The organism is Achromobacter anxifer (assembly GCF_903652925.1).
Lineage (GTDB): Bacteria > Pseudomonadota > Gammaproteobacteria > Burkholderiales > Burkholderiaceae_B > Achromobacter > Achromobacter anxifer.
In genome coordinates, this window is the sequence record NZ_CAHLAR010000008.1 from 131,477 (window position 1) to 157,792 (window position 26,316).

The window sequence follows — 26,316 nt, forward strand, 5'->3', positions numbered from 1 at the left end:
AGCGCGCGATGGAAATCATAAATAACCTGATGCTCGGCTTCGAGCATGCCTTGACCTGGCAAAACCTGCTTTATTGCGCGATGGGCTGCGTTATTGGCACCCTGGTCGGACTGCTGCCCGGATTGGGCCCGCTGTCCACGATCAGCCTGCTGCTGCCGCTGACCTATTCCATACCCACCGGTGGCGCGCTGATCATGCTGGCCGGCATTTATTACGGCGCGCAGTATGGCGACAGCGTCAGCGCCATCACCATGAAGATTCCGCATGCAAGCAGTATCGTCGCCTGCATAGACGGTTATCAGATGAACCTCAATGGCAAGACCGGCCTCGCCCTGTTCACGGCGGGCGTCTCCAGCTTCATCGGAGGCACGGTGGCCATCGTGGTGCTGTCGACCATGACGCCCATCCTGGGCGAAGCCGCCTTCCTGTTCGGCCCGGCGGACTACACCGCGCTGATGCTGATGGGCTTTTTCTGCGTCAGCTTCGTCAGCAGCGGCAACATGCTGACCGGCCTGGCGATGGCCATCGTCGGCGTGCTGCTGGCCTCGATCGGCACGGACGTCAATAGCGGCACCGCGCGCTACACCATGGACTTCGCCTTCCTGCAGGACGGGATCGGCCTGATCAGCATTGCGCTGGGCTGCTTCGGCATCGCGGAAATCGTGAAGAACCTGGACAACCGCAACGAACTGACTCCGTTCAACGGCAAGATCAAGCTCATGCCGACCTGGGCCGAGTTCAAGCGGATCATCCCGAGCGCCTTGCGCGGTAGCGCGATCGGCGCGGCGCTGGGCATCCTGCCCGGCGGCGGCCCCACGATTGCGCAGTTTGCAGCCTATGCGGCCGACAAGCGTTTCAGCAAGTACAAGCACGAGATGGGCAATGGCGCGATCGAAGGCGTGGCCGGCCAGGCCGCCGCGGACGAAGCCGCCGCCCGCACCAGCTTCATCCCGCTGATGGCCATCGGCATTCCCGAGAATGCCGTGATGGCCCTGATGCTGGCCGCGTTCATCATCAAGGGCGTGCAGCCCGGTCCCAACATGATCGGTTCGCACCCGGACCTGTTCTGGGGCCTGGTGGCCAGCATGTGGGTGGGCAACTGCTTCCTGCTGATCCTGAACGTGCCGCTGGTGCGCTACTGGCTCTCCGTGTTCAAGATTCCCTACACGGTCCTGTTCCCGTCGATCCTGTTCTTCTGCATCGTCGGCACCTTCAGCATCAACAACAGCCTGGATGACATCTACATCACGGCCGTATTCGGGCTGATCGGCTATGCCTTCCTGCGCTTGGGCATGGGCGCCGCGCCGCTGATGCTGGGCTTCATCCTGGGCCCCATGCTGGAAGAGAACTTCCGCCGCGCGATGTTGCTTAGCCGGGGTTCGTTCGACGTGTTCGTGACGCGGCCGATCAGCGCCACCCTGCTCGGCGTGATCGGGCTGGTGATCGTCTGGAAGTTCGTCAACTTCATCCGCGGCCTGCGGCAGCCCAAGATGGCTGACGCCACGCCCGCGCCCTGATCCGCGTAGACGCCACGCCCCTTCCCCACAGGAAGGGGCGCGCGCAAACCGCGAGCAAAAAAATGCCGTCCACCAGGGACGGCATTTTTATTGGGTTCGACCGATGCGCCGCGCTCAGGCGTCGTTGGCGGCGTAGCCCATGTTGAACTGCAGGCCGCTGGCGCCGCCTTCCTCGCCGGGTTCGGCGCGGGACTGGCCCAGGCGGGCCAGGTATTCGGCGGTGATGTCGCCAGTGACGTACTCGCCGTCAAAGCACGAAGCCTCGAAGCGCGACAGCTTGGGATTGATGTCCCGCACTGCCTGCTGCATATCGTGCAGGTCCTGGTAGACCAGCGAGTCGGCGCCGATCGCGCGGGCGATTTCCTCGTCGCTGCGGCCGGTGGCGATCAGTTCGCTCTGCGTGGGCATGTCGATGCCGTAGACGTTCGGGAAACGCACCGGAGGCGCGGCCGAGGCGAAGTAGACCTTGTTGGCGCCGGCGGCGCGGGCCATGTCGACGATCTCGCGGCTGGTCGTGCCGCGCACGATGGAGTCGTCCACCAGCAGCACGTTCTTGCCCTTGAACTCCATGCCGATGGCATTGAGCTTCTGGCGCACCGATTTGCGGCGCACGGCCTGGCCCGGCATGATGAAGGTGCGGCCGACGTAGCGGTTCTTGATCAGGCCTTCGCGGTAGTCCAGGTTCAGGCGCGCGGCCAGCTGCATGGCGGCGGGACGCGAGGAGTCCGGAATCGGCATGACCACGTCGATGTCGCCCAGGCGCATGTTGCGCGCCACCTTGTCGGCCAGGTATTCGCCCATGCGCAGGCGGGCGTCGTAAACCGACACGCCGTCGATCAGCGAATCCGGACGCGCGAAATACACGTATTCGAAAATGCAGGGCACCAGCTGCGGATTGTCGGCGCACTGGCGGCTGACGAAGCGGCCGTCCAGGTCGATGAACACGGCTTCGCCGGGCTCGACGTCGCGCACGAAGGCGAAACCGCTGCCCTCCAGCGCCACCGATTCCGACGCGACCATCCACTCCACGCCCTCTTCGGTTTCCTGGCGGCCGATGCACAGCGGACGGATGCCGTTGGGATCGCGGAAGGCCAGCAGGCCGTAACCGGAAATCTGCGCCACCACGGCGTAGGCGCCGCGCACGCGCTTGTGCAGGGCCGACACGGCGCGGAAGATGGCGTCGTCATCCAGCGACACGCCACTGGCTGCCGATTGCAGCTCGTGCGCCAGCACGTTCAGCAGGACTTCGGAATCGGAGTTGGTGTTGATGTGGCGGCGGTCGACGCGGTAGAGCGACTCGCGCAGCTCGCGCCAGTTGGTCAGGTTGCCGTTGTGGGACAACATGATGCCGAACGGCGCGTTGACGTAGAACGGCTGGGCCTCTTCCTCGCTGGCGCTGGAGCCCGCGGTGGGATAGCGGACCTGGCCGACGCCCGACGTACCCGGCAGCGCGCGCATGTTGCGCGTGCGGAAGACGTCGCGCACCAGGCCGTGCGCCTTGTACATATTGAATTGGTTGCCTTGCGACGTCGCGATGCCCGCGGCGTCCTGCCCGCGATGCTGCAACAACAGCAAGCTGTCATAGAGCAGCTGGTTGACCGGCCCGCGCCCGATGACCCCTACGATTCCACACATGGTGAGATTTCCTGGTTGATTTAAAGCTAATCAATACGGCAGCCACGTCGCCAGGGATGGCGGCAACCACGTCTTGATATGTTTGATGGCCTCGATGGCCGAATGCGAAAACATGGCGTCCTTCCACCACGGCTCTTCCGGCAGCGGCGTGTAGCCTGCGGCGGCGACCAGCGCCAGCACGATCAACAGGCCACGGGCCAGCCCGAACATCCCGCCCAAGCCGTGGTCGGCGGGACTCAGTCCGGTGCTGCGGATCAAGGCGGCAAGCGTCATGTTGACCAGCCCCACGCCAAGCAGCACGATGATGAACACCGCTGCGTACGAAACTCCCATGCGCAGCAGCGTCGTTTCAATATAAGGCTCCAGCCAGGCATAGACCGTGGGGCCCCACCATATCGCGGCCACGAAGGCCAGCAGATAGGCGACCAGCGACAGCACCTCTTTGAGCAGGCCGCGCACCAGACCCAGCACACCCGAAACCGCCAGGATGGCCAGCACGACGAAGTCGAAGCCGGTCACTATTGGGCGGCGATGAAACCATTGTCATAGCCCAAGGTGCGCAACCGCGCCTGGGCCGCCTGCGCCGCCTCGCGCGAGGGGAACGGCCCCACCCGCAGACGGTACTGCTGTTTGCCATTGACGGTGGCCTGCTCGACGAAGGCGTTGGTCACGCCAGCCTGGTGCAGCTTGCCGCGCCGCGACTGGGCGTCTTCCGACGTGGTGTAGGCGGCGATCTGCAGCACGAAATTACCCTTGGCGGCCGGCTTCGGCGCGGGGGCCGTCGCGGCGGGCGCCGGGCGTCCTTCCAGCAGGGCCAGGGCGCGCGCGCCGTCATCCGAACGGGTGTCGGGCTTGGCAGGCGTCGCCGGCTTGGGCTCGGGCTTGGGCGGCGTGGCCGGCTTGGGCTCGGGTTTGGGCGGCGTGACGGCCGCGGTAACAGGCGGGGTCGCCGGCTGGGTTGCCGGAGGCGTCGTCGGCGTTGCCGTCGCGGGCGGCTGCACCGAGGTGACCGGAGGCGGCGTGGGTATGGCCGAAGGATCGGTCGGCGCGGCGCCGCCCGGCGCGGGCGTCTGCGGCGCGGCAACCTGGGGTTCGGTCACTTGCGGCTGGAACGGCGTGTTGCGTTCCGGCACCCGGATGGGGATGTTGTCGTCGACCGGCTTGGGCTGTGAGTCCAGCACCATGGGCAGGATGATGACTGCGGCCAGCACCAGCGCCACGGCGCCTGCCAGCCTGCGCCGCGCGCGGCCGCGCAGCTCCGCAGCCTGCACTTCGCTGGGCACAGCCGCCCGTTTGGAGGACTGCGCCTGGTCGGCAGGATCTTTGCGTGTGAAAAAACCCATGGAGGAGAATTCCTTGCGGCGATATGGCGGCGGGCCGCCTGGACGCGATTGACCCGATGCTGCCTATGCCTTGCGACCCAGAGCCTGCAAAACCGAGGCCACGGTGAGAAACGAGCCGAACACCACGATTCTATCATTCTCGCCTGCCCGCTCGCGCGCCGCGGCAAAGGCCTGGGCGGGATCCGCGTACGCGGCGATACCCGGGCTTTCGCCCCCCGCCGGCGTGGGCGGCAGCGCCGCGGCGACCTGCTGCGCCAGCGCTTCGCCCGAGGTGCCGCGCGGGCCGGGCAGGCTGGCGCAATACCAGTTGTCGATGCGCGTACCCAGCTTGGCGACGACGCCGGCCAGGTCCTTGTCGTTGAGCATGCCGAACACCGCGTGGGTGTAGGGATGGAAACCCATGTTGTCCAGGTTCTGCGCCAGCACCGCCGCGGCATGCGGGTTGTGCGCCACGTCCAGGATGACCGCCGGCTGGCCGGGCAGGATCTGGAAGCGGCCCGGCAGGGACGCCTGCAGCAGGCCCAGGCGCACGGCCTGCTGCGGCACCGGCAGGCGGTCGCGCACCGACTCCAGGGCGGCCAGCGCCGCCGAGGCGTTCAACAGCTGGTTGGCGCCGCGCAGCGCCGGATAGGCCAGCGAGTTGCGGCGCTGGTTGCGCCCGCCATAGGACCACTGCTGGCGGTCGCCGGAATAGTTGAAATCGCGCCCGAACAGCCACAGGTCCGCACCGATTTCCTTGACGTGGTCGAGCAGGGATTGCGGCGGCATGGGATCGCTGCAGATGGCCGGCCGGCCGCTACGGTAGATATGGGCCTTTTCGAAGCCGATCTTCTCGCGCGTGTCGCCCAGCCAGTCGGTGTGGTCCAGGTCCACGCTGGTGACGATGGAGCAATCGGCATCGACGATGTTGACGGCGTCCAGGCGTCCGCCCAGGCCGACTTCCAGCACCACGGCGTCCAGCCGGGACTGCGAGAACAGCCGCAGGATCGCCAGCGTGGTGAATTCGAAGTACGTCAGCGACACCTCGCCGCGCGCGGCCTCGACCGCCTGGAACTGGGCGATCAGCGCGTCGTCCGTGGCGATCTGGCCATTGATGCGGGCGCGTTCGTTGAAGTCGATCAGGTGCGGGGAGGTATACAGCCCGACCTTGTAGCCGGCCGCCAGCAGGATCGCTTCCAGCATGGCACAGGTGGAGCCCTTGCCATTGGTGCCGCCGACGATGAACTTCACGCCGGACAGCTCCAGCCCCAGGCGCTCGGCCACCTCGCGCACCCGGTCCAGGCCCATGTCGATCGCGGTGGCGTGGATGGATTCCAGGTACTGCAGCCAATCGGACAGGGTGGCGGAAGCGTCGGGCGTGCGGACAGAAGACATGACAGGGCCGAAAGTGAAATCAGCCTTCGATTTTAGCAGTCCGCGCCCGGTGTTTTCCCTAATCCCCTAGGGTGCGGCACGGTATCGCCGATGAAAAACCGCTTGCCGATATTTTTCTCATACATAAAAATAAATTCACGTATGGAAATTTTATTGGACCACCTATGACGCAAGGCAAGACCCCATTCTGGCTGGTGCGCGAGGCCGACGTGCCCGGCTACCACCCTGCAAACCACACCGGAACGCTCAATCGGCGCCTGATCGGTCCCGGCACCGTGGGCGCCCGCGGCGTGGAAGTGCTGCTGGGCGTGATCGACAAGGGCAAGGGCGCCCTGCCGCACGCCCATCCCGGCATCGAACAGGTCTGCTACCTGCTGTCGGGCACGGCGCGTGCCCAGGTGCAGGACGAATGGGCCGACATGGGCCCCGGAGACTGCTGCTACTTCCCCCCGGACGTGCCGCACGTCTTCACCGTCACCAGCGACGAGCCCGCCCGCCTGCTGGTGATCTATACGCCTCCCTACGAGGAATCCCCCGACCGCGTCATTCGCGGTTTTCCGGCGCCACCCTCCGCCGCCTGAGCGGCGCAGCCTCGGGCAGCGGACGCAGAAACCGCGCCTGAATCCGAAGCACACAGGAGACAAACCCATGAAATCCCTAAGCCTGCTGGGCGCCGCCCTGGCCAGTTGCGCAGCCCTGATCGCCGCGCCGGCCGCGCATGCCGCCGACTACCCGACCAAGCCCATTACCCTGGTCGTCCCGTTCCCCGCCGGATCCGGCACCGACGCCGTGGGCCGGATCTTCGGCGCCGAACTGGCCACCATCCTGGGCCAGCAGGTCGTCGTCGAGAACAAGCCCGGCGCCAACGCCACCATCGCGGCCAACTACGTGGCGCGCGCCAAGCCGGACGGCTACACCCTGTTCGTCACCACCAATACCTCGCATTCGGCCGCCCCCTGGCTGATGAAGAGCGTGCCCTACGATCCGGTCAAGGATTTCACGCCCATCGCCCGCGGCGGCAACCTGCCCTTCATCCTGGTCGTGAATCCGAAGCGGCCGTGGAAGTCCGTGAGCGAACTGGTCGCCGACGCGCGCCAGCATCCCGGCCGCATCACCTACGCCAGCGGCAACAGCACCGGCATCGTCGCCGGCGCCACCCTGGCCAACCGCGCCAACATCGACATCCTGCACGTGCCTTACAAAGGCACGCCGCAGGGCCTGACCGACGTGGTCGGCGGCCAGGTCGATTTCATGTTCACCGACCTGGCGTCCGGCCTGCCCTTCGTGCAATCGGGCCAGTTGCGCGCCCTGGCCGTATCCACCGCCGAACGCAGCGCCATCGTCCCGGACCTGCCCTCCATGGCGGAGTCCGGCGTGCAGGATTTCGACCTGAACTCCTGGAACGGCTACTTCGGCCCCGCCGGCATGCCGCCCGAAATCGTGGCCAAGCTGAATGCCGCGATCAATCAGGTGGTGGCCAAGCCCGACGTGCAGAAACGGCTGGCCGGGCTGGGTTTCGACGCCTTCTCCAGCACGCCCGACGCGTTCGCCCAATTCGTCGGCGCCCAGCTGGACCTGTGGGGCAAGCTGATCCGCGACGCGGGGATCGAACAGCAATGACCGGACAGCCGCAATCCGCAACGCCCGCCGCCGGCCCGCTGGCGGGCGTGCGCATTTTGGACCTGAGCACGGTGGTGATGGGCCCCTATGCCACCCAGGTCCTGGCCGACCTGGGCGCCGACGTCATCAAGGTGGAGCCGCCGGCGGGCGACAACATGCGGGCCGTCGGCCCCATGCGCAACCCCGGCATGGGCCATATCTATCTGCACCTGAACCGCAACAAGCGCTCGGTCGTGCTGGACCTGAAGACGCCCGAAGGCCTGGAGGCCTGCCTGAAGCTGACCGAAAGCTGCGACGCCCTGCTCTACAACATCCGCCCCCAGGCCATGGCCAGGCTGGGGCTGTCCCATGAGGCGGTGGCGGCGCGCAATCCGCGCATCGTCTATCTGGGAGCCTATGGCTACGGCGAGGCCGGCCCCTATGCGGGCCGCCCCGCCTACGACGACCTGATCCAGGGCCAGACCGGCATCGCCGCGCTCTCCGCGCAACAAAGCGGCGACGTGCCGCGCTATGCGCCGCTGACCCTGGCCGACCGGGCCGTCGGGCTGCACGTGGGCATCGCGCTGCTGTCCGCCGTGCTGCATGCCCGCAGCACGGGGCAAGGCCAGCAGGTGGAAATCCCCATGTTCGAAGGCATGGCCCATCTGGTGCTGGGAGACCACCTGGGCGGCTCGACCTTCGAGCCGCCGCTGGGCCCCACCGGTTACGCCCGCCTGCTGGCGCCGCACCGCCGGCCCTATGCCACGTCCGACGGCTATATCTGTCTGCTGATCTACAACGACAAGCATTGGCGCAACTTCTTCGACCTGATCGGCCAGCCCGAGCTGTCGCAGGACCCGCGCTTCAGCACACACGGCGCCCGCGCCGCCCGCATCGGCGAGGTTTACGCCTTTGTCGCCGACGTCATCGCCACCCGAACCAGCCAGGAGTGGCTGAACGGCTTGGCGCGGGCGGACATTCCGGCCTCGCCGCTCTACACGGTGGACAGCCTGCTGCAGGATGAACACCTGGCCGCGACGGGCTTCATCCAGGCCGTGGATCACCCCAGCGAAGGCCCGATCCGCACCACGGCGCCGCTGGGCAGATACGAAAGCACCCCCACCTCGCTGCGCCGGCCCGCCCCCAGGCTGGGCGAGCACAGCCGCGAAGTGCTGGCGGAAGCCGGCTACGACCGCGCCCGGATCGACGCCCTGGCGGCCCGCGGCATCACCCTCGATGGAAACGACTGATGGACTTCGAATTCACCCCTGACCAATTGGCGTTGCGCGACGCCGTGTCCCGCATTTGCCAGCGCTATCCGGACGAATACTGGCTGGAACGCGACCGCGAAGGCGGCTTCCCGGAACCGCTGCATGCCGACCTGGCGCGCAACGGCTGGCTGGGCATCGCCATGCCGCAAGAATATGGCGGTGCCGGCCTGGGCATGACCGAGGCGGCGCTGATGATGCAGACCATCGCGGCTTCGGGCGCGGGCTTCACCGGCGCCTCGGCCGTCCATATGAACATCTTCGGCCTGAACCCCGTGGTGGTGTTCGGCAGCGACGAGCAGCGCCGCCGCTGGCTGGAGCCGCTGATCGCGGGCCGCGAGAAGGCCTGCTTCGCGGTGACCGAGCCCGACGCCGGGCTGGATACCACCAAGCTCAGCACCCGCGCCGTGCGCCAGGGCGACGAATACGTCGTGCATGGCCGCAAGATCTGGATCTCGACCGCCCAGGTCGCTCACAAGATGCTGCTGCTGGCCCGCACCACCCCGCTGTCCGAGGTGGAAAAGCCCACCCAGGGCCTGTCGCTTTTCTATACAGACCTGGACCGCGGCAAGATAGAAGTGCGCGAGATCGAGAAAATGGGCCGCAAGGCGGTGGACTCGAACATGCTGTTCATCGATGGCCTGCGCATTCCCGTGGCCGACCGCATCGGCGAGGAAGGCCGGGGTTTCGAATACATCCTGCACGGCCTGAATCCCGAACGCATCCTGATCGCGGCGGAAGCCGTGGGCATCGGCCGCGCCGCGCTGGACCGCGCCGTCAAGTATGCCGGCGAGCGCACCGTGTTCGGCCGCCCGATAGGCCAGAACCAGGGCATCCAGCATCCGCTGGCGCAGGCCTGGATGCAACTGGAAGCCGCCGATCTGATGGTGTTCAAGGCAGCCAGCCTGTATGACGCCGGCCAACCCTGCGGCCCCTACGCCAATTCCGCCAAATACCTGGCGGCCGAAGCCGGCTACAACGCCTGCCAGACCGCGGTCATGACCCTGGGCGGCATGGGCTATGCCAAGGAATACCACGTGGAACGGCTGCTGCGCGAAAGCTTCATCCCGCGCATCGCCCCGGTCAGCCCGCAGCTGATCATGTGCTTCATCGCGGAAAAGGTGCTGGGGCTGCCCAAGTCCTATTGAGCGCCGCCGGGGCGGGCGGCTTTTCGGGGCTGCCTTTTAAGGCTGCTGTTTCAGGGCCGTTCTTGAGGCCCTGTTGCCCAGCCAGAGCGTCCAGCCCGCTTGCCAGGCCTGCGTGTCAGGCCTGTTGTTCCAGCGCGGTGCATGCCGCCCGCAGGATGCGGGCATAGGCTTCCTGCTGCGGCTCGATCCGGTAGATCGGACCGCCCACCGAAATGGCGTAGTGTTCGCCGGACAGCGTGACCGGCCAGGCGATGGCGCCCACGTCCGGAATCGACTCGCCGCTGTTCATGAACCAACCGCGCTGGCGCGACAGCTCCAGGTCGGCCAGCAGCGCCTCGCGCGTGACCAGGGTGCGCTCGTTGTGGCGGGTCATGGGCATGGCGGCGAGCAAGGCATCGCGCGCCGTCTCATCCAATAGCGACAACAGCGCCTTGCCGAGCGAATTCGCGTGTACGTCTTTGAATTCACCTGCAACAGGCGCGTATCTGATCGTATGTGGCGAATCCAGCACGTCCAGGTAGACCACCCGCCCGTCCTGGCTCAGTTTGGCGAAAACGATTGTTTCGCGGGTGGCGTCCCTTAATTCGGTCAGGCTGGGATAGACCCGGTCCAGCACCGGGTCGGCGCGCGCGATGCGCTGCGCCATGGCCAGGAGCCTGCCGGTCGGGTAGTAGCCCTGGCGCCGCCCCGTTTCATAGAGATAGCCCAGGCCGGTCAGGGTACGGATCAGGGCCAGGCAGCTCGATACCGGCACATCCAGCAAGCGGGCCAGTTCCGACAGCGGCAGCGCGCGCTTTTCGCGGGCATAGGTTTCGATGATTTCGATAACTCGCAGCGCCGTCTTGACACTCATTGCCCAATCCTGACCATTTAGCACGTGAAACATCTGGCTCGCAGGTGGCTAAAGTTCCCTGGCGGCCTGCCGTAATCGTAGCTGAGAATTCCCTGAAAACAGCGCGTTCCTCCGAGACGCCCACATCGCCGTTGGAGTGATCATGGCCGTAACCCCCCTAGCCCCCGCATCGTTTGCACCAGCGCCGGTCCCGGCCGCGCCGGTCGCGCCGGACCCCGCCGTGAGCGTAGTGCCCACCGCTGCCGCAACGAACAGCGGGGCTTCGGACAGCGCGACGTCGGATCAATCCGATTCGCAGAAACTTCCCCTGGACAAGGCACTGGACGAGATCAACGACCAGATGAAGGCCTGGTCCACGCAGTTGAAGTTCGAAATAGATCCCAACGTGCACCAGGTCGTGGTCTCGGTGGTGGACGCGAAGTCAGGTGACGTCATTCGCACTATCCCCAGCGAAACACTACTGAAAATCGCAAAAATGATTGTGAACATGCAAGGCAACGGCATCAAGACCTCCGCTTGATCCGGCCCCAGAATTGACGCGGATCCCCGCCTCAACGTCACCGACCATGGAAGCGCCGAATTAGGCCTGCCTTATGCCCTAACCCGGCCAATCGCCGGCATCGAATTTTTGACAGAATCGCATCGCTAGGAAGGAATTTCATATGGCTTCTATCACCAACCTCGGCTCGACCACCGGCTTGCCCCTTGAAAAGATCCTGACGGACCTCCAGGCGGCCGAGGACAAGAAACTCAGCCTGTACAGCAATCGCCAAGCCAGCTACGAAGCCCGTGTAAGCGCCTTTGGCCAGATTCAGAGCGCAGTCGAGGCCCTGCAGAAAGCCGCGGCCGCGCTGGGCAAATCGTCGACGCTGGACGCAGTGAAACCCACCGTGATCGGCGACGGACTGACCGCGACGATCGGTGCAGATGGCGCCACGATGGGCGAGTACGCGATCAACGTGAAAAACGTGGCTACCGCGCAGACCCTGCAATCCGGCCTCGTCGCCGATCGCAAGGCCTCCAATGGCGCCACCGGCTCGTTTGAAATCGAACTCACCGACGGCACGAAGTACACCGTCGACCTGAAGGACGACACTTCGCTGAACGGCATCGCAAAGGCCATCAACGGCGACGACAAGGCCGCCGTGCGCGCGACCATCATCACCAATGACTCTGGCAGCTACCTGATGCTGAGCGCGAAGAATACGGGCGTGCAGGCGTCGGTGAAGTCCATTACCGTCACTGGCACCCCCGAACTCCAGAACATCCTCAGCTACAACTCAGCTAGCGGATCGCAGCTGACTCAGCAGACCGCCGCCACCGATGCGGAAGTCGAGGTCAACGGGATCACCATCAAGAGCGGCAGCAACAGCATTTCCAGCGCCATCGATGGCGTCACGCTCAACCTCACCGCCAAGACCGACGTCAACAAGCCCGTCACCCTGAAACTGCAAAGCGACACCACTGTCGCAAGCAAGGCGGTGCAGGATTTTGTCAATGCCTACAACGCGCTGCAAGGCACGATCACGAAACTGACTGCCTTCGACATCTCCGCCCAAACCAACCAGGCCCTGACTGGCGACAGCACGACGCGCGGCATCCAGTCCGCGATGTCCGGCGCTTTGCAGGTCTTTACCCAGGAAGGCTCGGTGCGCTCCCTGGCTGATCTCGGCATCGCCATGGATCCCAAGACGGGCCAACTGAAGCTGGACCAAAAGGAACTGGACAAGGCGCTGGCCGCCAATCCCGCCGACGTCAAGCGCCTCATGACCTCGGCCGACGGTCTGGCCGCCAAGTTCGACGCCGCCACCAAGGCAGCCCTGGGCACCGAGGGTTCCATCAAGACCAGCCAGGATGGGCTGAACGCGTCCATCAAGGACGTGAAGGATCAATTGGAACGCGCCAAGGCTACCAGCGCGGCATCCATGGCCGCCATGCGCGCCCAATTCGTCGCTTTGGACAAATTCGTATCGCAACAGACGGTCACGGCCAACTACCTGACCCAACAGTTCGCGGCCATGACCAAATCGAAATAATTTATAGAAGATGTACTGATGACTTACGCCGCCCGCCGCCCGACCGGCTCCTATTCCGTGCGTTCCTACGCCGAGATAGGCCTGGAAACACAGATCCTGGGCGCCAGCCCGGAAAGGCTGATCTCGCTGCTCTACATGGGCGCCCGGGCGGCAATCGGACAGGCTCGCCTTCACCTCCAGGAAGGCAGAATCACTGAGCGCGGCGCTGCCATCTCGAAGGCCATCAAGATCGTCGACGAAGGCCTGAAGACCGGACTGAACATGGAGGCGGGCGGCGAAATCGCCGCCAACCTCGCGCGCCTGTACGACTACATCGTTCGCACGCTGCTGATGGCAAACCTGAAAGCAGACGCGGAATCGCTTGAAACGGCCGATCGCCTGTTGGCTGATCTGGCCGAGGCCTGGCAGACATCCATTGATCGCCCTGCCGGGGGCGTACAACCTTGACGGCACGACGACATACGCACCGTCCAGCAATCGAACGCCCGAGATTTCCATGACGTCCACGACTCAGTACACCTCCCCCATCCTGGAGCATTACCAGGAGATCGCTCTCATCACGGGAGAAATGCTAGCGGCCGCGCAGGCCGGCGACTGGGATGGAGCGATGGTCCATGGACAGCAATACTGCGAACTGGTGGAACGCCTGCGCCAGACCGAAAAAGTGGCGCCGCTGGATGATGCCGGCCGCGCCATGAAATACGACCTGCTCGTGCGCATCCTCGAAAACGACGCCCTGACCCGCGACCTGGCGCTGCCGCAGCTGGCGCGCCTGGGCGAATTGCTGGGACGCATGAAGCGCCAGCAGACGCTGCTGTCCGCGTACGGCTACCAGGCGCCTGAAGAATGAGCGTAGGTCCCGCCGCACTTGGCAACGTCCTGGTGCAGCGGCTGGACGCCGTGCTGGGCACGACGATGTCCGCCGCCAGCGCCAATCAGGTTTCCGGCGCCCGGCCCGACGCGGTCAGCCAGCCAGGCAGTCCGGAGAAACCCGGCGCCTCGGACGGATCGGCCCGCGACCCTCGGCAAGGCATACAGACTGGCGGCGCCCGCGGCGACCGCCAGAATACTGTCGTCGACCCCAAAACCGCGGCCGCATTGGCGCTGGCCGCCCGCGGCCTGGTCACCAGCAGCGACACCACGGCCTCGGCGCCGACCACGCTGGGCACGACCGCGCGCACCATCCTGGCTTTGCTGGCGCAGTTCCCGGAGGCGGCGCCTGCCGTCCAGGGACGCGCGCCGCTGTGGGCTGCCAACACGTCCGCCGACCAGCCGGGCGCCTCGCCTGGCCAGTCCCTCCCGGCACAACCGGGCCAGCCTCCCGCGCAAACGACGGGTCAAGCCGCCACCGCGACGCCAGGCCAGGCCGCTGCACAACCCGGCGTCCCCGCGTCCGCGCAGCAATCGCCGGCCGTGGCCGCCTCGCTCGCCGCGGCCCTGGACGCCGATAAGACGGATGGGAGCGCCAAGGCTGATCGACCCGCCGGACATGCCGAAAACACAGGCGGTGCCAAGGGCCCCGACGCCGCGGCACACGCCGCCTTGAGCGCCGGCGCACCTTCCGCGCGCGTGCTGGCGCAAGCCCTGCGCCAGGCGCTGCAAGGCAGCGGCCTGTTCTATGAGTCCCATCTGACCGACATGGTCTTCGGAAGGACCACCCCGCAGCAATTACGCAATGAACCGCAAGCCTTGCTGAGCAAGAACCCGTCCGCGCAGGACGCCGCGCCCGCGCGCGCCCGGGCCGACGCATCCGCGACCACCCGCGCAGGCGCCGACGCCGCGCCCAGCAGTCCCGGCGCTTCCGGTTCGTCGCCAGCCGGCGGCCAGATTAGCGGCATTCACCAGGACCTGACCGTACTGGTCCGCCAGCAGCTGGACGTGCTGGCCAACCAGGCGCTGACCTGGCAGGGCGAAGCGTGGCCAGGCACGCCCATGGAATGGGAAGTCGAGCGCGACCCCTACGGTGGCGATCCTGATTCCGCGCTTCCCACCTGGGCCACGCGCCTGAAGCTGGACCTGCCCCGCCTGGGCCTGGTCGACGCGCGGCTGAACCTCGCCGGCGACCAAATCGTCCTGCAGCTGATCGCCCCGCACAGCGCGACGGAACTGAATGATTCCTCGGACGCGCTGCGCTCGCGCCTGCTGGCGGCGGGCCTGACCCTGAGCAACCTGTCGGTGAACGTGGTCGAACCACGCCCCGACTTCCCGGCCGATATCTGATGAGCCGCCCTGCCCCCACCCCGGAAACGTCCCCGAACGCCAACCGCAACGCGGCGGTCGCCATTTCCTACGAAGAAAAAGACGGCGCTCCGCGCGTCGTCGCCAAGGGCTATGGCCAGCTCGCGGACACCATCGTCCGCGCCGCGCAGGAGAACGGCCTTTACGTGCACGAGTCGCGCGAACTGGTCGGCTTGCTCATGCAAGTGGACCTGGACGCACATATTCCTCCCCAACTCTATGTAGCGGTGGCAGAATTGCTGGCCTGGCTCTACCGCCTGGAATCGCGCGAGTTCCCCGAACCCGCTCCGCCCGCCTGACCCTATTACCTGAGGACGACCAACGTGTTGGATGCCAGCGACCCGGAGTTCCTGCTGACCCGGCCTGAAGACATGCGCTCAGCCCTGTTCGAGCTGACCCACCCCGACAGCCACATCCTGGTGCGCGACGCCGCGGACCGCGAGATGGCCGTGCTGATCCTGGGCGTGGACAAGCAGGCCGGCGAATTCTTCTGGAGGCCGCGCGACTACGCCGGCGCGGACTTCGAGCAATCCGACTCCATGGGCTTGCTGAGCGGCACCACTTTCCACTTCCATGCCACCGCCTATGGCGGCGTGCAGATCCGCTTCCGCGTGCAGCGGCCCCACATCATTCATTTCGACGACGGCAGCGCCGCGCTGGTGTCGCCGTTCCCGGAGCGCCTTGCCCGCATCCAGCGCCGCAAGATGTTCCGCGCCTCGCTGATCGCTGCCGCCAACCAATGCCGCGCGAGCTGGCAGGCCTCGCCCCTGGACAAGCCCTACAGCTTCACGGTGCGCGACATCTCGGTGGACGGCGTGGGCCTGCGCGCCGGGCTGGCGGTGCCCGCCCTGCCGGAACGCGGCGCGGTCATGGAAAACGTGCAACTGGATTTCGGCGATCTCGGCAAGATCAACGCCAGCCTGGAAGTACGCAATGTGTACCCGATCTCGGGGCAGCCCATGATTCAGGCGTCCAGCCCGGACGAACCGGAGCCCAAGCACGTATCGCTTACCGGCGAACCGCCGGTAAGCCACCTGGGGGCGATTTTCCTGAATCTGGATGCGCGCCAGGAGAACTGGCTGCAACAGGTGGTGTGGCGCCTGGAGAAAGGCGCGCAACGCAATTGATGTTTTTTCGAGGGGCATGAAAGACGAGCCCCCATCTCCAGGCCCGGGGCCTGGATTATCCCGGGCGAGACTAGCGCGCCCGCCCAGGATCGGAAATCACACGGACATCGAGGAAATTTCCTTGTAGGCCGCAACCAGCTTGTTGCGGACCTGCACTGCCGTCTGGAAGCCGATGCTGGCCTTCTGCATGTCGATGATGACGTCATTGAGTGAGATGTCCGGCGCGCCCAGTTCAAAGGCCTTGGCCTGGGCCGTGGCGGCGTTCTGAGCCGACGTCACGCGGCGGATGGAGCGCTGCAGCTCGGCTGCAAAGCCGTCCGGCTGGCCGACCATTTCACCCGCGCCGAGGTTACCGGTCTCCGCCTTGCTCACGACCGTGCGCATCTGCTGGAGCATGCTTTCGATGCCGGACAAGCCTGATACAGCCATTACCTGATTCCTTGCTGGTGGGGATTACGCCTAAGTTGCGCACAGCGTAACGCCGATGGCGGCAATCCATAGCCGACAAGAACCGCCAAAACACCCGACATTTCCGCGAATGCGCCAGCCTCTCCGCCAGGTTGCGCCCGCTCCCCGCCGCCTGTCGCGGACATAGGAGATAAGTAACGCCAAAAACCGGCTGTTTTCAACGATTGGGATGGACGTCTCAGGGGCAATAATCCACGCTCTCCCCAGACCAGAAGCACGTTGCATGTGTAATCTGCCCTACCCAGACATGAAGTCCCATTCCCAGCTCCGCGTGGCCAGCGGGGGCCGCCGATGAACCAGCAGGCCACCCTGAGTTCGTCGCTGTTGACGAGATTCCCCGTGCTGGAGAAGGTGCGCGCGCTGCCCAAGCCCATTCTGCTGGGAGCGGCCGCCGCCCTGGTCGCGGCCATCGTCGCCGTGGCGATGTGGAGCAGCGAGCCCAAGTACAAGGTGCTGTTCTCGAACCTGGACGACAGGGATGGCGGCGCCATCGTGGCCGCGCTGGGGACGATGAACGTGCCCTACCGCTATAACGAGAACGGCACTGCCCTGCTGGTTCCGTCCGACCGCGTCTACGACGCACGCCTGCAGCTGGCCTCCCAGGGCTTGCCACGCGGCGGCTCCGTCGGCTTCGAGCTGATGGACAACGCCCGCTTCGGCGCCAGCCAGTTCACGGAACAGATCAACTACCAGCGCGGCCTGGAAGGCGAGCTGGCGCGCTCGATCGAAGCCATGCACACCGTGCAGCACGCCCGCGTGCACCTGGCCATGCCGCGCCAGTCGCTGTTCGTGCGTGAACGCCAGGCGCCCACCGCCTCCGTGCTGCTGAACCTGCACCCGGGCCGCAGCCTGAGCGACGCCCAGGTCTCGGCGATTTCGTGGCTGGTGGCTTCCAGCGTCCCCGAACTTACCGCCGAAAACGTCTCCATCGTCGACCAGAACGGCCGCCTGTTGTCGGCGCCGCTGGGCGAAGGCCGCGGCATGGACGCCGACCAGATGCGCTTCGTGCGCGAAATGGAACAGCGCACGGTCGAACGCATCCTCACCATCCTCAATCCGCTGGTGGGTCCGGGCAACGTCCACGCCCAGGCCAGCGCCGACGTCGACTTCGCCCGCCGCGAGGAAACGTCCGAGGTCTACCGCCCGAACCAGGAACCCGGCCAGGCTGCCGTACGCAGCCAGCAGACCAGCGACTCGACCCAGCGCGGCGTCAATCCCGCGCAGGGCGTGCCGGGCGCGCTGTCCAACCAGGCGCCGGCCAATCCCCAGGCGCCCATCGCCAATCCGCCGCAACCCCAGCCGCCCCGCCCCGGCCAGCCGCAACAGCCCGCCGCCGGCCAGCAGCAGACCGGCACGCAAGCGGTCACCGGCAACCTGAACGAACGCCGCGACGCCACCACCAACTATGAAGTGGACCGCACCATCAGCCACATCAAGCAGCCGGTGGGCAACCTCAAGCGCCTGTCGGTGGCGGTGGTCGTCAACTACATGCGCGACAAGGACGGCGAACTGCAACCGCTGCCGCCCGAGGAACTGAACAAGCTGACCAACCTGGTCCGCGAAGCCATGGGCTACTCCGAGAACCGCGGCGACTCGCTCAACCTGGTCAACAGCCAGTTCAACGACGGCCCGCCGCCGGTGCCGATGTGGCGCGATCCGGAAATGATCTCACTGTTCAAGACGATCCTGGCCTGGTTGGTCGGTGGCGTGCTGGCGCTGTGGCTGTACCGCGTCCTGCGCCGCACGGTGGGCGACTACCTGTACCCGCCGGTCGATCCGGAACAAGCCGAAGCCGATCGCCTGGAGGCTGCGCGTGAAGCCCAGGACGTGGCCCGCGCCAAGGAAGTGGACCGCTACCAGGACAATCTGGAACGCGCCCGCACCATGGCCAGCAAGGATCCGCGCGCCGTCGCAATGGTGCTGCGCACTTGGATGAACAAAGATGAAAAATGATTCCACTCCGCTGGACGGCATGACGCGCAGCGCCGTCCTGATGATGTCGCTGGGCGAAGACGCCGCGGCCGAGGTCTTCAAGTACCTCAGCGCCCGTGAAGTCCAGCAAGTGGGCGCCGCCATGGCCAGCCTGAAGCAGGTCACGCGCAGCGACGTCGCCGTGGTGCTGGAAGAGTTCCGCCAGGAAGCCGACCAGTTCATGGCCGTCACGCTGGGCTCGGACGACTACATCCGCAGCGTGCTGACCAAGGCCCTGGGCAGCGACCGCGCCGCCGGCCTGATCGAGGACATCCTGGAAGCCGGCGAAGGCGGCAGCGGCATCGACGCGCTGAACTGGCTGGATCCGAACACCGTGGCCGAGCTGATCGGCGACGAGCACCCGCAGATCATCGCGACCATCCTGGTGCACCTGGAGCGCGACCGCGCGGCCGGCGTGCTGGCGCTGCTCACCGACCGCCTGCGCAACGACGTCATGCTGCGCATCGCCACCTTCGGCGGCGTGCAGCCGGCGGCGCTGTCCGAACTGACGGAAGTGCTGAATTCCGTGCTGGCCGGCCAGGGCGCCAAGCGCAGCAAGATGGGCGGCGTGCGCACCGCGGCCGAGATCCTGAACATGATGAACTCGGTCCAGGAAGAAACCGTCGTCGCCAGCCTGCGCGAACGCGACAACGATCTGGCGCAGAAGATCATCGACGAGATGTTCGTCTTCGACAACCTGCTCGACGTCGAGGATCGCGCCATCCAGCTCATCCTCAAGGAAATCGACAACGACACGCTCATGGTCGCGCTCAAGGGCGCGCCCGAAGAGCTGCGCGCCAAGTTCCTGCGCAACATGTCCAGCCGCGCCGCCGAAATGCTGCGCGAAGACCTGGACGCGCAAGGCCCGATCCGCATGTCCAAGGTCGAGACCGAACAGAAGAAGATCCTGCAGATCGCCCGCCGCCTGGCCGAGAGCGGCCAGATCGTCCTGGGCAACCAGGGAGACGACACGTATGTCTGACGTGGACAGCGGCGCGACGACGCTCATCTCGCGCAGCGCCGCCTGGCGCCGCTGGCAGATGCTGTCGTTCGACGAGCCCGCGCACGTCGAACCCGAGCCGGAACCCGAACCCGATCCTGGTCCCGACCCCGAAGTGGTGATGGCCCAGCTGCGCGCCCAGGCGCTGGCCGAAGGCCGCGAGGAAGGCCACGCCCTGGGCCATGCGGATGGCCTGGAAGCGGGCCGCCAAGCCGGCTACGAAGCCGGCCTGGCGGCTGGCCGCGAGCAAGGCTACGCCGAAGGCCTGGCCCAGGCCCGCGAGCAAGGCGCGCAGGAAGCGCAGCGCCTGCGTACCCTGGTCGAGGCCTGCGCGGCGTCCCTGGGCTCGCTCGAAGAAAAAATGGGCCAGGGCCTGCTGACCCTGGCTCTGGACATCGCCCAGCAGGTCGTGCGCACCACCCTCGCGGAACAGCCGGACACCGTGGTCAGCGCCGTGCGCGAAGTTCTGCACATCAATCCGACCGCCGGCGGCCAGATGCGCCTGTGGGCCAATCCCGAGGACATCGAGCTGATCCGCCTGCACCTGGCGGATGAACTCAAGGAAGGCCACTGGCGCGTCCTGGCCGACGAATCCATCGCGCGCGGCGGTTGCCGCGCCGAAACGCCCTACGGCGACATCGACGCCACCCTGCAGACGCGCTGGCGCCGGGTCGCGGCCTCGCTGGGCCGCAACGTCTCCTGGGAGGATCCGGCGTGAGCGCCAATCCGGCTCCCGCGCAGCCCGGCCAAGCGGCCGCGCCCGCCGCCGCCGTGCCGGTCATCGACCGCTGGCAAACCCAGCTGCAGATCGGCTCGATCCGCGCCGCCTCGACCGACCCCTGGCTGGTCAGCGGCAAGATCACGCGCGCCACCGGGTTGGTGCTGCACGCGACCGGCCTGCGCCTGCCGGTGGGGGCCGCCGCCCGCATCGAGATCGCGCGCGGCCACGACCATTGGGCCGACGCCGAAGTCGTGGGCTTCGACGGCCACACTCTGTATCTGATGCCACAGGCCGACATTTCCGGCCTGCCGCCCGGCGCGCGCGTCGTGCCCGGCGAACCGCCAGTCCAGCGCCAGATCCCACTACCCCGCAAGGCCGAACTGAACGGCAACGCCAAGCCGCAGCTGGGCCGTCACCTGCCGGTGGGCAACGCCCTGCTCGGCCGGGTCCTGGACGGCGCCGGCCGCCCCCTGGACGGATTGGGTCCGCTCACGGGCGCCGAACTCGCTCCCCTGTCCGCCCAGCCCATCAATCCCCTGTCGCGCGCGCCGATCGACACCGTGCTGGACACGGGCGTGCGCGCCATCAACGGCCTGCTCACCGTGGGCCGCGGCCAGCGCATGGGGCTGTTCGCCGGTTCCGGCGTCGGCAAGAGCGTGCTGCTGGGCATGATGGCCCGCTACACCAAGGCCGACGTCATCGTCGTCGGCCTGATCGGCGAACGGGGCCGGGAAGTCAAGGAATTCATCGAGCACAACCTCGGCCCGGAAGGCCTGGCGCGTTCGGTCGTGGTAGCCGCCCCGGCCGACGTTTCCGCCTTGCTGCGCCTGCAGGGCGCCGCCTACGCCACGCGCCTGGCCGAGCACTTCCGCGACCAGGGTCTGGACGTGCTGCTCATCATGGACTCGCTGACGCGCTACGCCATGGCCCAGCGCGAAATCGCGCTCGCCATCGGCGAACCGCCAGCCACCAAGGGCTATCCGCCCTCGGTCTTCGCCAAGCTGCCGATGCTGGTCGAACGAGCAGGCATGGGCGCGCCCGGACCGTCCGGCAAGGCCGGCTCGATCACCGCGTTCTACACCGTGCTGGCGGAAGGCGACGACCAGCAGGATCCGATTGCCGACTCGGCCCGCGCCATCCTGGACGGCCACGTCGTCCTGTCGCGCCACCTGGCCGAAGCGGGCCACTACCCCGCCATCGACATCGAAGCGTCGATCTCGCGCGCCATGACCTCGTTGATCACGCCCGAGCAGTTCGCCGTGGTCCGCCGCTTCAAGCAAAGCCTGTCGCGCTACCAGCGCAACCGCGACCTGATCGCCGTGGGCGCCTACGCCGCCGGCAACGATCCGCAGTTGGACGACGCCATCGCCCGCTACCCGCGCCTGGAAGCATTCCTGCAGCAGGACATCGGCGAGAACGTCGGCTACGAAGCCGCCGTCAACCAGCTGCGCGCCAGTTTCGAATTGAGAGACGCTTATGCCTAGCCAATTGCCCCTGGACATGCTGATCAACCTGGCCAAGGAGAGCACGGACGAAGCCGCCCGCCTGCTCGGCAGGCTCAGCGCCGAACGCACCAATGCCGAACGCCAGCTGGGCATGCTGCAGGATTACCGCCAGGACTACCTGGAACGGCTGCAGCAGGCGATGACCACCGGCATGTCGGCCAGCGACTGCCACAACTACCAGCGCTTCATCAGCACGCTCGACGACGCCATCAGCCAGCAGCAAGGTGTGTTGCGCCAAGCCGACGACAACCTGGCGAAAGGCCGGCTCTACTGGCAGCAGGAAAAGCGCAAGCTCAACTCCTACGACGCGCTGGCGCAGCGTGAACTGCGTGCCCAGGCCGTGGTGGAATCCCGCCGCGAACAGCGCGCCAACGACGAATACTCCGCCCGCCTGGTCCAACGCCAGGCAGGCATGCATTAAGCAATACCTCACAGGAAGCCCCAGATGAACGCTCCCCTGCCCCTGCCCTCGATCGCGCCTGTCGTGCCCACGCCGGCCGCCGACGCCCTGGGCGCCAAGTCCGCGCCCGCCAACAAGAAGGGCCCCACCTTCTCCGACGTGCTGGCCCAGCAGCGTCCCGCGCAACAGCGCCCGGACCAGGCCTCCGGCTCGCGGCCGGCCGGCAATGGCTCCAAGACCCAGTCGGGCGGCCAGAATTCCGGCGACTCGGCCGCGCGCGCGGAAAACGCCGCCGCCAGCGCCATCGATGCGGCCGTGCAGACGGCCACGCAGGCGGAAGCCGGCGCACTCGCGGTCGCCGCCGCCCAGCCTGCCGTCGTGTTGCCGCAGCAAGCCTTGGAAATCGCCGCCCAGGCCGCCGAGCAGGTGCAGCTTGCGCGCGGCAACGCGGCCGCAGCCGCCGCCGCGATGAGCAGCGGCGCGGCAGTCCTGACCGCCGCGCTGAATGCCGCGGACGCGATGCCCACGGTGCAGGCAGGCGCCGCGGCTGTCGCCACCACCGCGCCTCAAGCCGAAGCGGCCGCCGCGCAAGCCATCCGCGATGCGCAAATCGCCGTGCCGGTCGTGACCGCGGCAGCCAAACCCGGCAGCACCGCGCCCGTCGCCACGCAGGTGCCGGAACGGCCCCCCGTCGCCGCCGCGCCGGCCAAGGCCGAAACGCCGCGCCTGGCGGTCGACGCCCCGTTGCCTCGTCCCGCCCGCGACGCCCGCGCCGAAGCCGGCCACGCCGCGCTGCCGGAACACGCCGACGACGAATCGGTCCAGACGCTGGCCAACGCCGCGCAACAATTCCAGGCGCCGCAACATGGCGCCTCCGCGCAAGACCACCTGGCCCAGGCGCTTGCCGCCGCGACGCAGCGTCAGGTCGTCGCGCCTGCCGCCAACCCGGCGGCCATCGCCGCGCCCGCCGTGCCGCTGGTGATGCAGGTCGCCACCCCCGTGGGCGGCACGCACTGGGGTACCGAGCTCGGCCAGCAGGTCGTCATGATGAGCCACAGCGCCCGCCAGGGCATGCAGACCGCGGAATTGCGCCTCGATCCTCCCGATCTGGGTCCGCTGCGCGTCAGCCTGAACCTGTCCGAAGGCGTGGCCAGCGCGTCCTTCGTCTCGGCTCACGCCTCGGTGCGCCAGGCGATTGAAAACGCGATCCCGCAATTGCAGCAGGCGCTAGCCCAGGCCGGCATCTCGCTGGGCCAGACCAACGTGGGCGAACAAGCCGCCCAGCAGGAGTTCGCGCAACAGGGCGGCGGCGGATCGCAGCGCCAGTCCGGCGGCGGCCAGTCCGGCAACGAGACCCTGGCCGAAGCGCCTGCAGCAGTGACGGTCGCGCGCAATGCCAACGCGCTCGTGGACACCTTCGCCTGACAAACCTGCGCACCGCTCGCGGCCCCGGCTGCGCGGTGCAGCAATAGCCTGAGATACGCGGCTTTCGCCCTGTTTTTCGCCTCCAAGCGGCGGCGGCATTTGGGGCAGAATGCTTTCATCCACTAAGAACCCGTTTTCATCAGCGGCAAAACACGCATCGACACCGAGATGGCGACTTCCAAACCTTCACCCATGCCCGCGCGCGGCGCAGCCTCCAACCGCTCCGGCATGGGCCGCATTCTCCGCCCGTTGCTGGCGATCCTGGTCCTGCTCATCGTTGCCGCGGCCAGCGCCGGCGCAACCTGGTTCATCACTCAACGCATGCAGCCGCAAGCCAGCGCGACCGTGCAGCTCGGCGTCGGCCAGACGCCGGCCGGCCAGCCTGGCCAACCGGGTCAGCCTGGCCAGCCCGGACAAGGCCCCCAGGCAACCCCCGCCACGTTCGTCGCGCCGCCCGCCGGCCCGGTCGCCGTGCCCGCTCCCATCTTCGTGCCGATCGAACCCTTCACCGTCACGCTGCAGAACGCGGACACGGAACGCATCATGCACGTGGGCCTGACCCTGCGCGTGAGCGACGAGCAGACCCGCACGCGGCTCGAAAAATACATGCCTGAAGTGCGCAGCCGCATCCTGATGATTCTGTCGTCGCAATCGCCCACCGGCGTGCAGACGCAGCAAGGCAAGACCGACATGGCCGCCGCGATCAAGCAGGCCGTCAATCGCCCGTTCTCGCCCCTGCCGGACGGCCAGTATGTCACCGACGTACTGTTCACGGCGTTCGTGGTGCAATAAGCATGGCCTACGAGGCATTTCTTTCCCAGGACGAGGTCGATGCGCTGTTGGCCGGCGTCACTGGCGAAAGCGACAGCAAAACCGAAGCGGCGGGCCAGAACGCCGGCGCGCGCGCCTACGACCTGAGCTCTCCGGAGCGCGTCGTGCGGCGCCGCATGCAGACGCTGGAGCTGATCAACGAGCGTTTCGCGCGCCAGATGCGCCATGTGCTCTTGAACTTCATGCGCCGCAGCGCCGACATCACGGTGGGTTCGATCAAGATCCTGAAGTACGCGGATTTCGAACGCAATCTGCCGGTGCCCAGCAATCTGAACATGATTCAGATGAAGCCCCTGCGCGGCACCGCCCTCTTCACCTATGACCCGAACCTGGTGTTCCTGGTCATCGACAGCCTGTTCGGCGGCGATGGCCGCTACCACACGCGCGTCGAAGGCCGCGACTTCACCACGACCGAGCAGCGCATCATCCGGCGCCTGCTCAACCTGACCCTGGAAAGCTACGGCAAATCCTGGGACCCCGTCTATCCGATCGAATTCGAGTACGTGCGCTCGGAGATGCACACCAAGTTCGCCAGCATCACCGGCAACAACGAAGTGGTGGTCGTCACCTCCTTCCACATCGAATTCGGCGCGACCGGCGGCGACCTGAACATCTGCCTGCCGTACTCCATGATCGAGCCGGTGCGGGATCTGCTCACGCGGCCCCTGCAGGAGACCACGCTCGAGGAAGTGGACCAGCGCTGGGCGCAGCAGCTCTCGCGCCAGGTGCGCAGCGCCGACATCGACGTGGTGGCCGAGTTCGCTCGCATCCCTTCGTCGATCCGCGAGCTGATGCGCCTGAAGGTAGGCGACGTCCTGCCCGTGACCGTGCCCGAAACCATAATCGCCAGCGTCGATGGCGTGCCGCTTATGGAATGCGGCTACGGCGTCTTCAATGGCCAGTACGCCCTGCGCGTACAAAACATGTTTACCCACGATACAGAATCCAACGAGGCCTCTGACCATGACTGACAAGAACGAGCCCGGTACCGGCTCGTCCCCGGCCGACGACTGGGCCGACGCGCTGGCCGAACAATCCCGCGCCAATCCGCCCACGCAGGCCGACGGCCTGAAGCCCCAGGACGACTGGGCCGCCGCCATGGCGGAACAGACCGCCGCCGCAGCCCCTGCCACGCCGGCAGGCGCTCCCGCGGCCGCGCCTGCCGCCGCAACCGCGCAGTCCGCGGCGCAATCCGTGTTCAAGCCGCTGGCTGGCGCCACGGGCGGCGCCGGCGCGGACATCGACCTGATCATGGACGTACCCGTCCAATTGACAGTCGAACTGGGCCGCACCCGCCTGACCATCAAGAACCTGCTCCAACTGGGTCAGGGCTCCGTGGTCGAGCTGGACGGCCTGGCGGGCGAACCGATGGACATCTTCGTCAATGGCTACCTGATCGCCCAGGGCGAAGTCGTGGTGGTCGAAGACAAGTACGGCATCCGCCTGACCGACATCATCACGCCGTCCGAGCGGATCAACCGCTTGAACAATCGCCGTTGATATTGGCGTCATGACCGATTCCGCCCTCCTGCGCGTCATCGTCGGCCTGATCCTGGTCCTGGCCGCCATCCTGGTCTCGGCCTGGCTGGCTCGCCGCGCCGGGCTGACTCAGCGCGGCGGCGGCAATCTGCTGCGGCAGGTTGCCAGCCTGCCGGTCGGTCCGCGCCAAAGCATCGTCGTGGTGGAAGTCGAGAACACCTGGCTGGTGGTGGGCGTCGGCCCGAACCAGCTCAACACCCTGCATACCCTGCCCGCCGGCCAGTTGCCGGAGGCTTCGACCTTGCCCGCCGCCGCCTTCGCGGCCAAGCTGGGCCAGGCGCTCAAGCGCCGCTAGCGCTGCCGCGCCATCCAAGCGAC

At 66.8% G+C, this 26,316-nt stretch carries 28 protein-coding genes; 22 read left to right on the forward strand and 6 right to left on the reverse strand.

Features of this window, described 5'->3' with window-relative positions; translation table 11 throughout:
* Positions 1–8: 8 nt before the first annotated feature.
* On the forward strand, positions 9–1,517 hold the full coding sequence (locus HWY37_RS23875) for a tripartite tricarboxylate transporter permease (protein ID WP_175208358.1): 1,509 nt from the start codon (positions 9–11) through the stop codon (positions 1,515–1,517).
* A 114-nt stretch (positions 1,518–1,631) separates the two neighbouring features.
* On the opposite strand, the gene purF is transcribed toward HWY37_RS23875, so the two are convergent.
* From purF to folC, 4 genes are all read right to left on the reverse strand, one after another.
* On the reverse strand, positions 1,632–3,152 hold the full coding sequence (gene purF / locus HWY37_RS23880; protein WP_175208359.1) for an amidophosphoribosyltransferase: 1,521 nt from the start codon (positions 3,150–3,152) through the stop codon (positions 1,632–1,634).
* Between the two features lie 30 nt (positions 3,153–3,182).
* Positions 3,183–3,671, reverse strand: a complete 489-nt coding sequence (locus HWY37_RS23885; RefSeq protein ID WP_062684746.1) for a CvpA family protein — start codon at positions 3,669–3,671, stop codon at positions 3,183–3,185.
* On the reverse strand, positions 3,671–4,495 hold the full coding sequence (locus HWY37_RS23890; RefSeq protein WP_176090000.1) for an SPOR domain-containing protein: 825 nt from the start codon (positions 4,493–4,495) through the stop codon (positions 3,671–3,673). Before HWY37_RS23890 ends, HWY37_RS23885 begins: the two co-directional genes overlap by 1 nt.
* Positions 4,496–4,558: 63 nt before the next feature.
* The gene (gene folC, locus HWY37_RS23895; protein ID WP_175208361.1) at positions 4,559–5,869 is read right to left on the reverse strand and encodes a bifunctional tetrahydrofolate synthase/dihydrofolate synthase; all 1,311 of its coding nucleotides are present in this window, start codon (positions 5,867–5,869) and stop codon (positions 4,559–4,561) included.
* A 164-nt stretch (positions 5,870–6,033) separates the two neighbouring features.
* Here folC and HWY37_RS23900 point away from each other — a divergent pair, with 164 nt between their 5' ends.
* The 4 genes from HWY37_RS23900 (at position 6,034) to HWY37_RS23915 (ending at position 9,884) form a co-directional block, all read left to right on the forward strand.
* The gene (locus HWY37_RS23900) at positions 6,034–6,450 is read left to right on the forward strand and encodes a cupin domain-containing protein (protein ID WP_175208362.1); all 417 of its coding nucleotides are present in this window, start codon (positions 6,034–6,036) and stop codon (positions 6,448–6,450) included.
* 67 nt (positions 6,451–6,517) lie between these two features.
* The gene (locus tag HWY37_RS23905) at positions 6,518–7,489 is read left to right on the forward strand and encodes a Bug family tripartite tricarboxylate transporter substrate binding protein (protein WP_176090001.1); all 972 of its coding nucleotides are present in this window, start codon (positions 6,518–6,520) and stop codon (positions 7,487–7,489) included.
* Positions 7,486–8,718, forward strand: a complete 1,233-nt coding sequence (locus HWY37_RS23910) for a CaiB/BaiF CoA transferase family protein (RefSeq protein ID WP_175208364.1) — start codon at positions 7,486–7,488, stop codon at positions 8,716–8,718. Before HWY37_RS23905 ends, HWY37_RS23910 begins: the two co-directional genes overlap by 4 nt.
* Complete coding sequence (locus HWY37_RS23915; RefSeq protein ID WP_176090002.1) at positions 8,718–9,884, forward strand: acyl-CoA dehydrogenase family protein; 1,167 nt, start codon at positions 8,718–8,720, stop codon at positions 9,882–9,884. The genes HWY37_RS23910 and HWY37_RS23915 overlap by 1 nt, the downstream gene beginning before the upstream one ends.
* A gap of 115 nt (positions 9,885–9,999) precedes the next feature.
* Here the strand turns inward: HWY37_RS23915 and HWY37_RS23920 are convergent, their stop codons facing one another.
* Complete coding sequence (locus HWY37_RS23920; RefSeq protein WP_175208366.1) at positions 10,000–10,737, reverse strand: IclR family transcriptional regulator; 738 nt, start codon at positions 10,735–10,737, stop codon at positions 10,000–10,002.
* A gap of 142 nt (positions 10,738–10,879) precedes the next feature.
* Between HWY37_RS23920 and HWY37_RS23925 the strand changes: the two genes are divergently transcribed.
* From HWY37_RS23925 to HWY37_RS23955, 7 genes are all read left to right on the forward strand, one after another.
* Positions 10,880–11,257: a flagellar protein FlaG gene (locus tag HWY37_RS23925; RefSeq protein WP_176090003.1), complete on the forward strand. Its 378-nt coding sequence runs from the start codon at positions 10,880–10,882 to the stop codon at positions 11,255–11,257.
* Positions 11,258–11,399: 142 nt separating this feature from the next.
* Positions 11,400–12,773 (forward strand): flagellar filament capping protein FliD, encoded by a 1,374-nt coding sequence (gene fliD, locus HWY37_RS23930; protein ID WP_176090004.1) that lies wholly within the window; start codon positions 11,400–11,402, stop codon positions 12,771–12,773.
* An 18-nt stretch (positions 12,774–12,791) separates the two neighbouring features.
* Positions 12,792–13,220 (forward strand): flagellar export chaperone FliS, encoded by a 429-nt coding sequence (gene fliS, locus HWY37_RS23935; protein WP_175208369.1) that lies wholly within the window; start codon positions 12,792–12,794, stop codon positions 13,218–13,220.
* 49 nt (positions 13,221–13,269) lie between these two features.
* Positions 13,270–13,623 (forward strand): flagellar protein FliT, encoded by a 354-nt coding sequence (locus tag HWY37_RS23940; protein WP_175208370.1) that lies wholly within the window; start codon positions 13,270–13,272, stop codon positions 13,621–13,623.
* The gene (gene fliK / locus HWY37_RS23945) at positions 13,620–14,993 is read left to right on the forward strand and encodes a flagellar hook-length control protein FliK (protein WP_176090005.1); all 1,374 of its coding nucleotides are present in this window, start codon (positions 13,620–13,622) and stop codon (positions 14,991–14,993) included. The genes HWY37_RS23940 and fliK overlap by 4 nt, the downstream gene beginning before the upstream one ends.
* Entirely contained in the window at positions 14,993–15,310 is a 318-nt protein-coding gene (locus HWY37_RS23950) for an EscU/YscU/HrcU family type III secretion system export apparatus switch protein (protein ID WP_175208372.1), read from the forward strand. Before fliK ends, HWY37_RS23950 begins: the two co-directional genes overlap by 1 nt.
* A gap of 24 nt (positions 15,311–15,334) precedes the next feature.
* On the forward strand, positions 15,335–16,138 hold the full coding sequence (locus tag HWY37_RS23955) for a flagellar brake protein (protein WP_176090006.1): 804 nt from the start codon (positions 15,335–15,337) through the stop codon (positions 16,136–16,138).
* Between the two features lie 96 nt (positions 16,139–16,234).
* Here the strand turns inward: HWY37_RS23955 and fliE are convergent, their stop codons facing one another.
* Positions 16,235–16,567 carry a flagellar hook-basal body complex protein FliE gene (fliE, locus tag HWY37_RS23960; protein ID WP_175208374.1) on the reverse strand — a complete coding sequence of 111 codons (333 nt, stop codon included), beginning with the start codon at positions 16,565–16,567 and terminating at the stop codon, positions 16,235–16,237.
* A gap of 330 nt (positions 16,568–16,897) precedes the next feature.
* Here fliE and fliF point away from each other — a divergent pair, with 330 nt between their 5' ends.
* The 10 genes from fliF to fliO all read left to right on the forward strand — a co-directional run bounded on the left by fliF (position 16,898) and on the right by fliO (position 26,293).
* Positions 16,898–18,559, forward strand: coding sequence for a flagellar basal-body MS-ring/collar protein FliF (fliF, locus tag HWY37_RS23965; RefSeq protein ID WP_176090007.1), 1,662 nt, complete (start codon positions 16,898–16,900; stop codon positions 18,557–18,559).
* Complete coding sequence (gene fliG, locus HWY37_RS23970) at positions 18,549–19,559, forward strand: flagellar motor switch protein FliG (RefSeq protein ID WP_175208376.1); 1,011 nt, start codon at positions 18,549–18,551, stop codon at positions 19,557–19,559. Before fliF ends, fliG begins: the two co-directional genes overlap by 11 nt.
* On the forward strand, positions 19,552–20,295 hold the full coding sequence (gene fliH, locus HWY37_RS23975; RefSeq protein ID WP_176090008.1) for a flagellar assembly protein FliH: 744 nt from the start codon (positions 19,552–19,554) through the stop codon (positions 20,293–20,295). Before fliG ends, fliH begins: the two co-directional genes overlap by 8 nt.
* Entirely contained in the window at positions 20,292–21,782 is a 1,491-nt protein-coding gene (fliI, locus tag HWY37_RS23980) for a flagellar protein export ATPase FliI (protein ID WP_175208378.1), read from the forward strand. Before fliH ends, fliI begins: the two co-directional genes overlap by 4 nt.
* On the forward strand, positions 21,775–22,224 hold the full coding sequence (gene fliJ, locus HWY37_RS23985; RefSeq protein ID WP_175208379.1) for a flagellar export protein FliJ: 450 nt from the start codon (positions 21,775–21,777) through the stop codon (positions 22,222–22,224). Before fliI ends, fliJ begins: the two co-directional genes overlap by 8 nt.
* A 24-nt stretch (positions 22,225–22,248) precedes the next feature.
* On the forward strand, positions 22,249–23,628 hold the full coding sequence (locus tag HWY37_RS23990) for a flagellar hook-length control protein FliK (protein WP_176090009.1): 1,380 nt from the start codon (positions 22,249–22,251) through the stop codon (positions 23,626–23,628).
* A 168-nt stretch (positions 23,629–23,796) separates the two neighbouring features.
* Positions 23,797–24,420, forward strand: coding sequence for a flagellar basal body-associated protein FliL (fliL, locus tag HWY37_RS23995; RefSeq protein WP_175208381.1), 624 nt, complete (start codon positions 23,797–23,799; stop codon positions 24,418–24,420).
* Between the two features lie 2 nt (positions 24,421–24,422).
* On the forward strand, positions 24,423–25,430 hold the full coding sequence (fliM, locus tag HWY37_RS24000; RefSeq protein WP_175208382.1) for a flagellar motor switch protein FliM: 1,008 nt from the start codon (positions 24,423–24,425) through the stop codon (positions 25,428–25,430).
* Complete coding sequence (fliN, locus tag HWY37_RS24005; RefSeq protein WP_176090010.1) at positions 25,423–25,959, forward strand: flagellar motor switch protein FliN; 537 nt, start codon at positions 25,423–25,425, stop codon at positions 25,957–25,959. The genes fliM and fliN overlap by 8 nt, the downstream gene beginning before the upstream one ends.
* A gap of 10 nt (positions 25,960–25,969) precedes the next feature.
* Positions 25,970–26,293 carry a flagellar biosynthetic protein FliO gene (gene fliO, locus HWY37_RS24010; RefSeq protein ID WP_175208384.1) on the forward strand — a complete coding sequence of 108 codons (324 nt, stop codon included), beginning with the start codon at positions 25,970–25,972 and terminating at the stop codon, positions 26,291–26,293.
* Positions 26,294–26,316 lie beyond the last annotated feature (23 nt).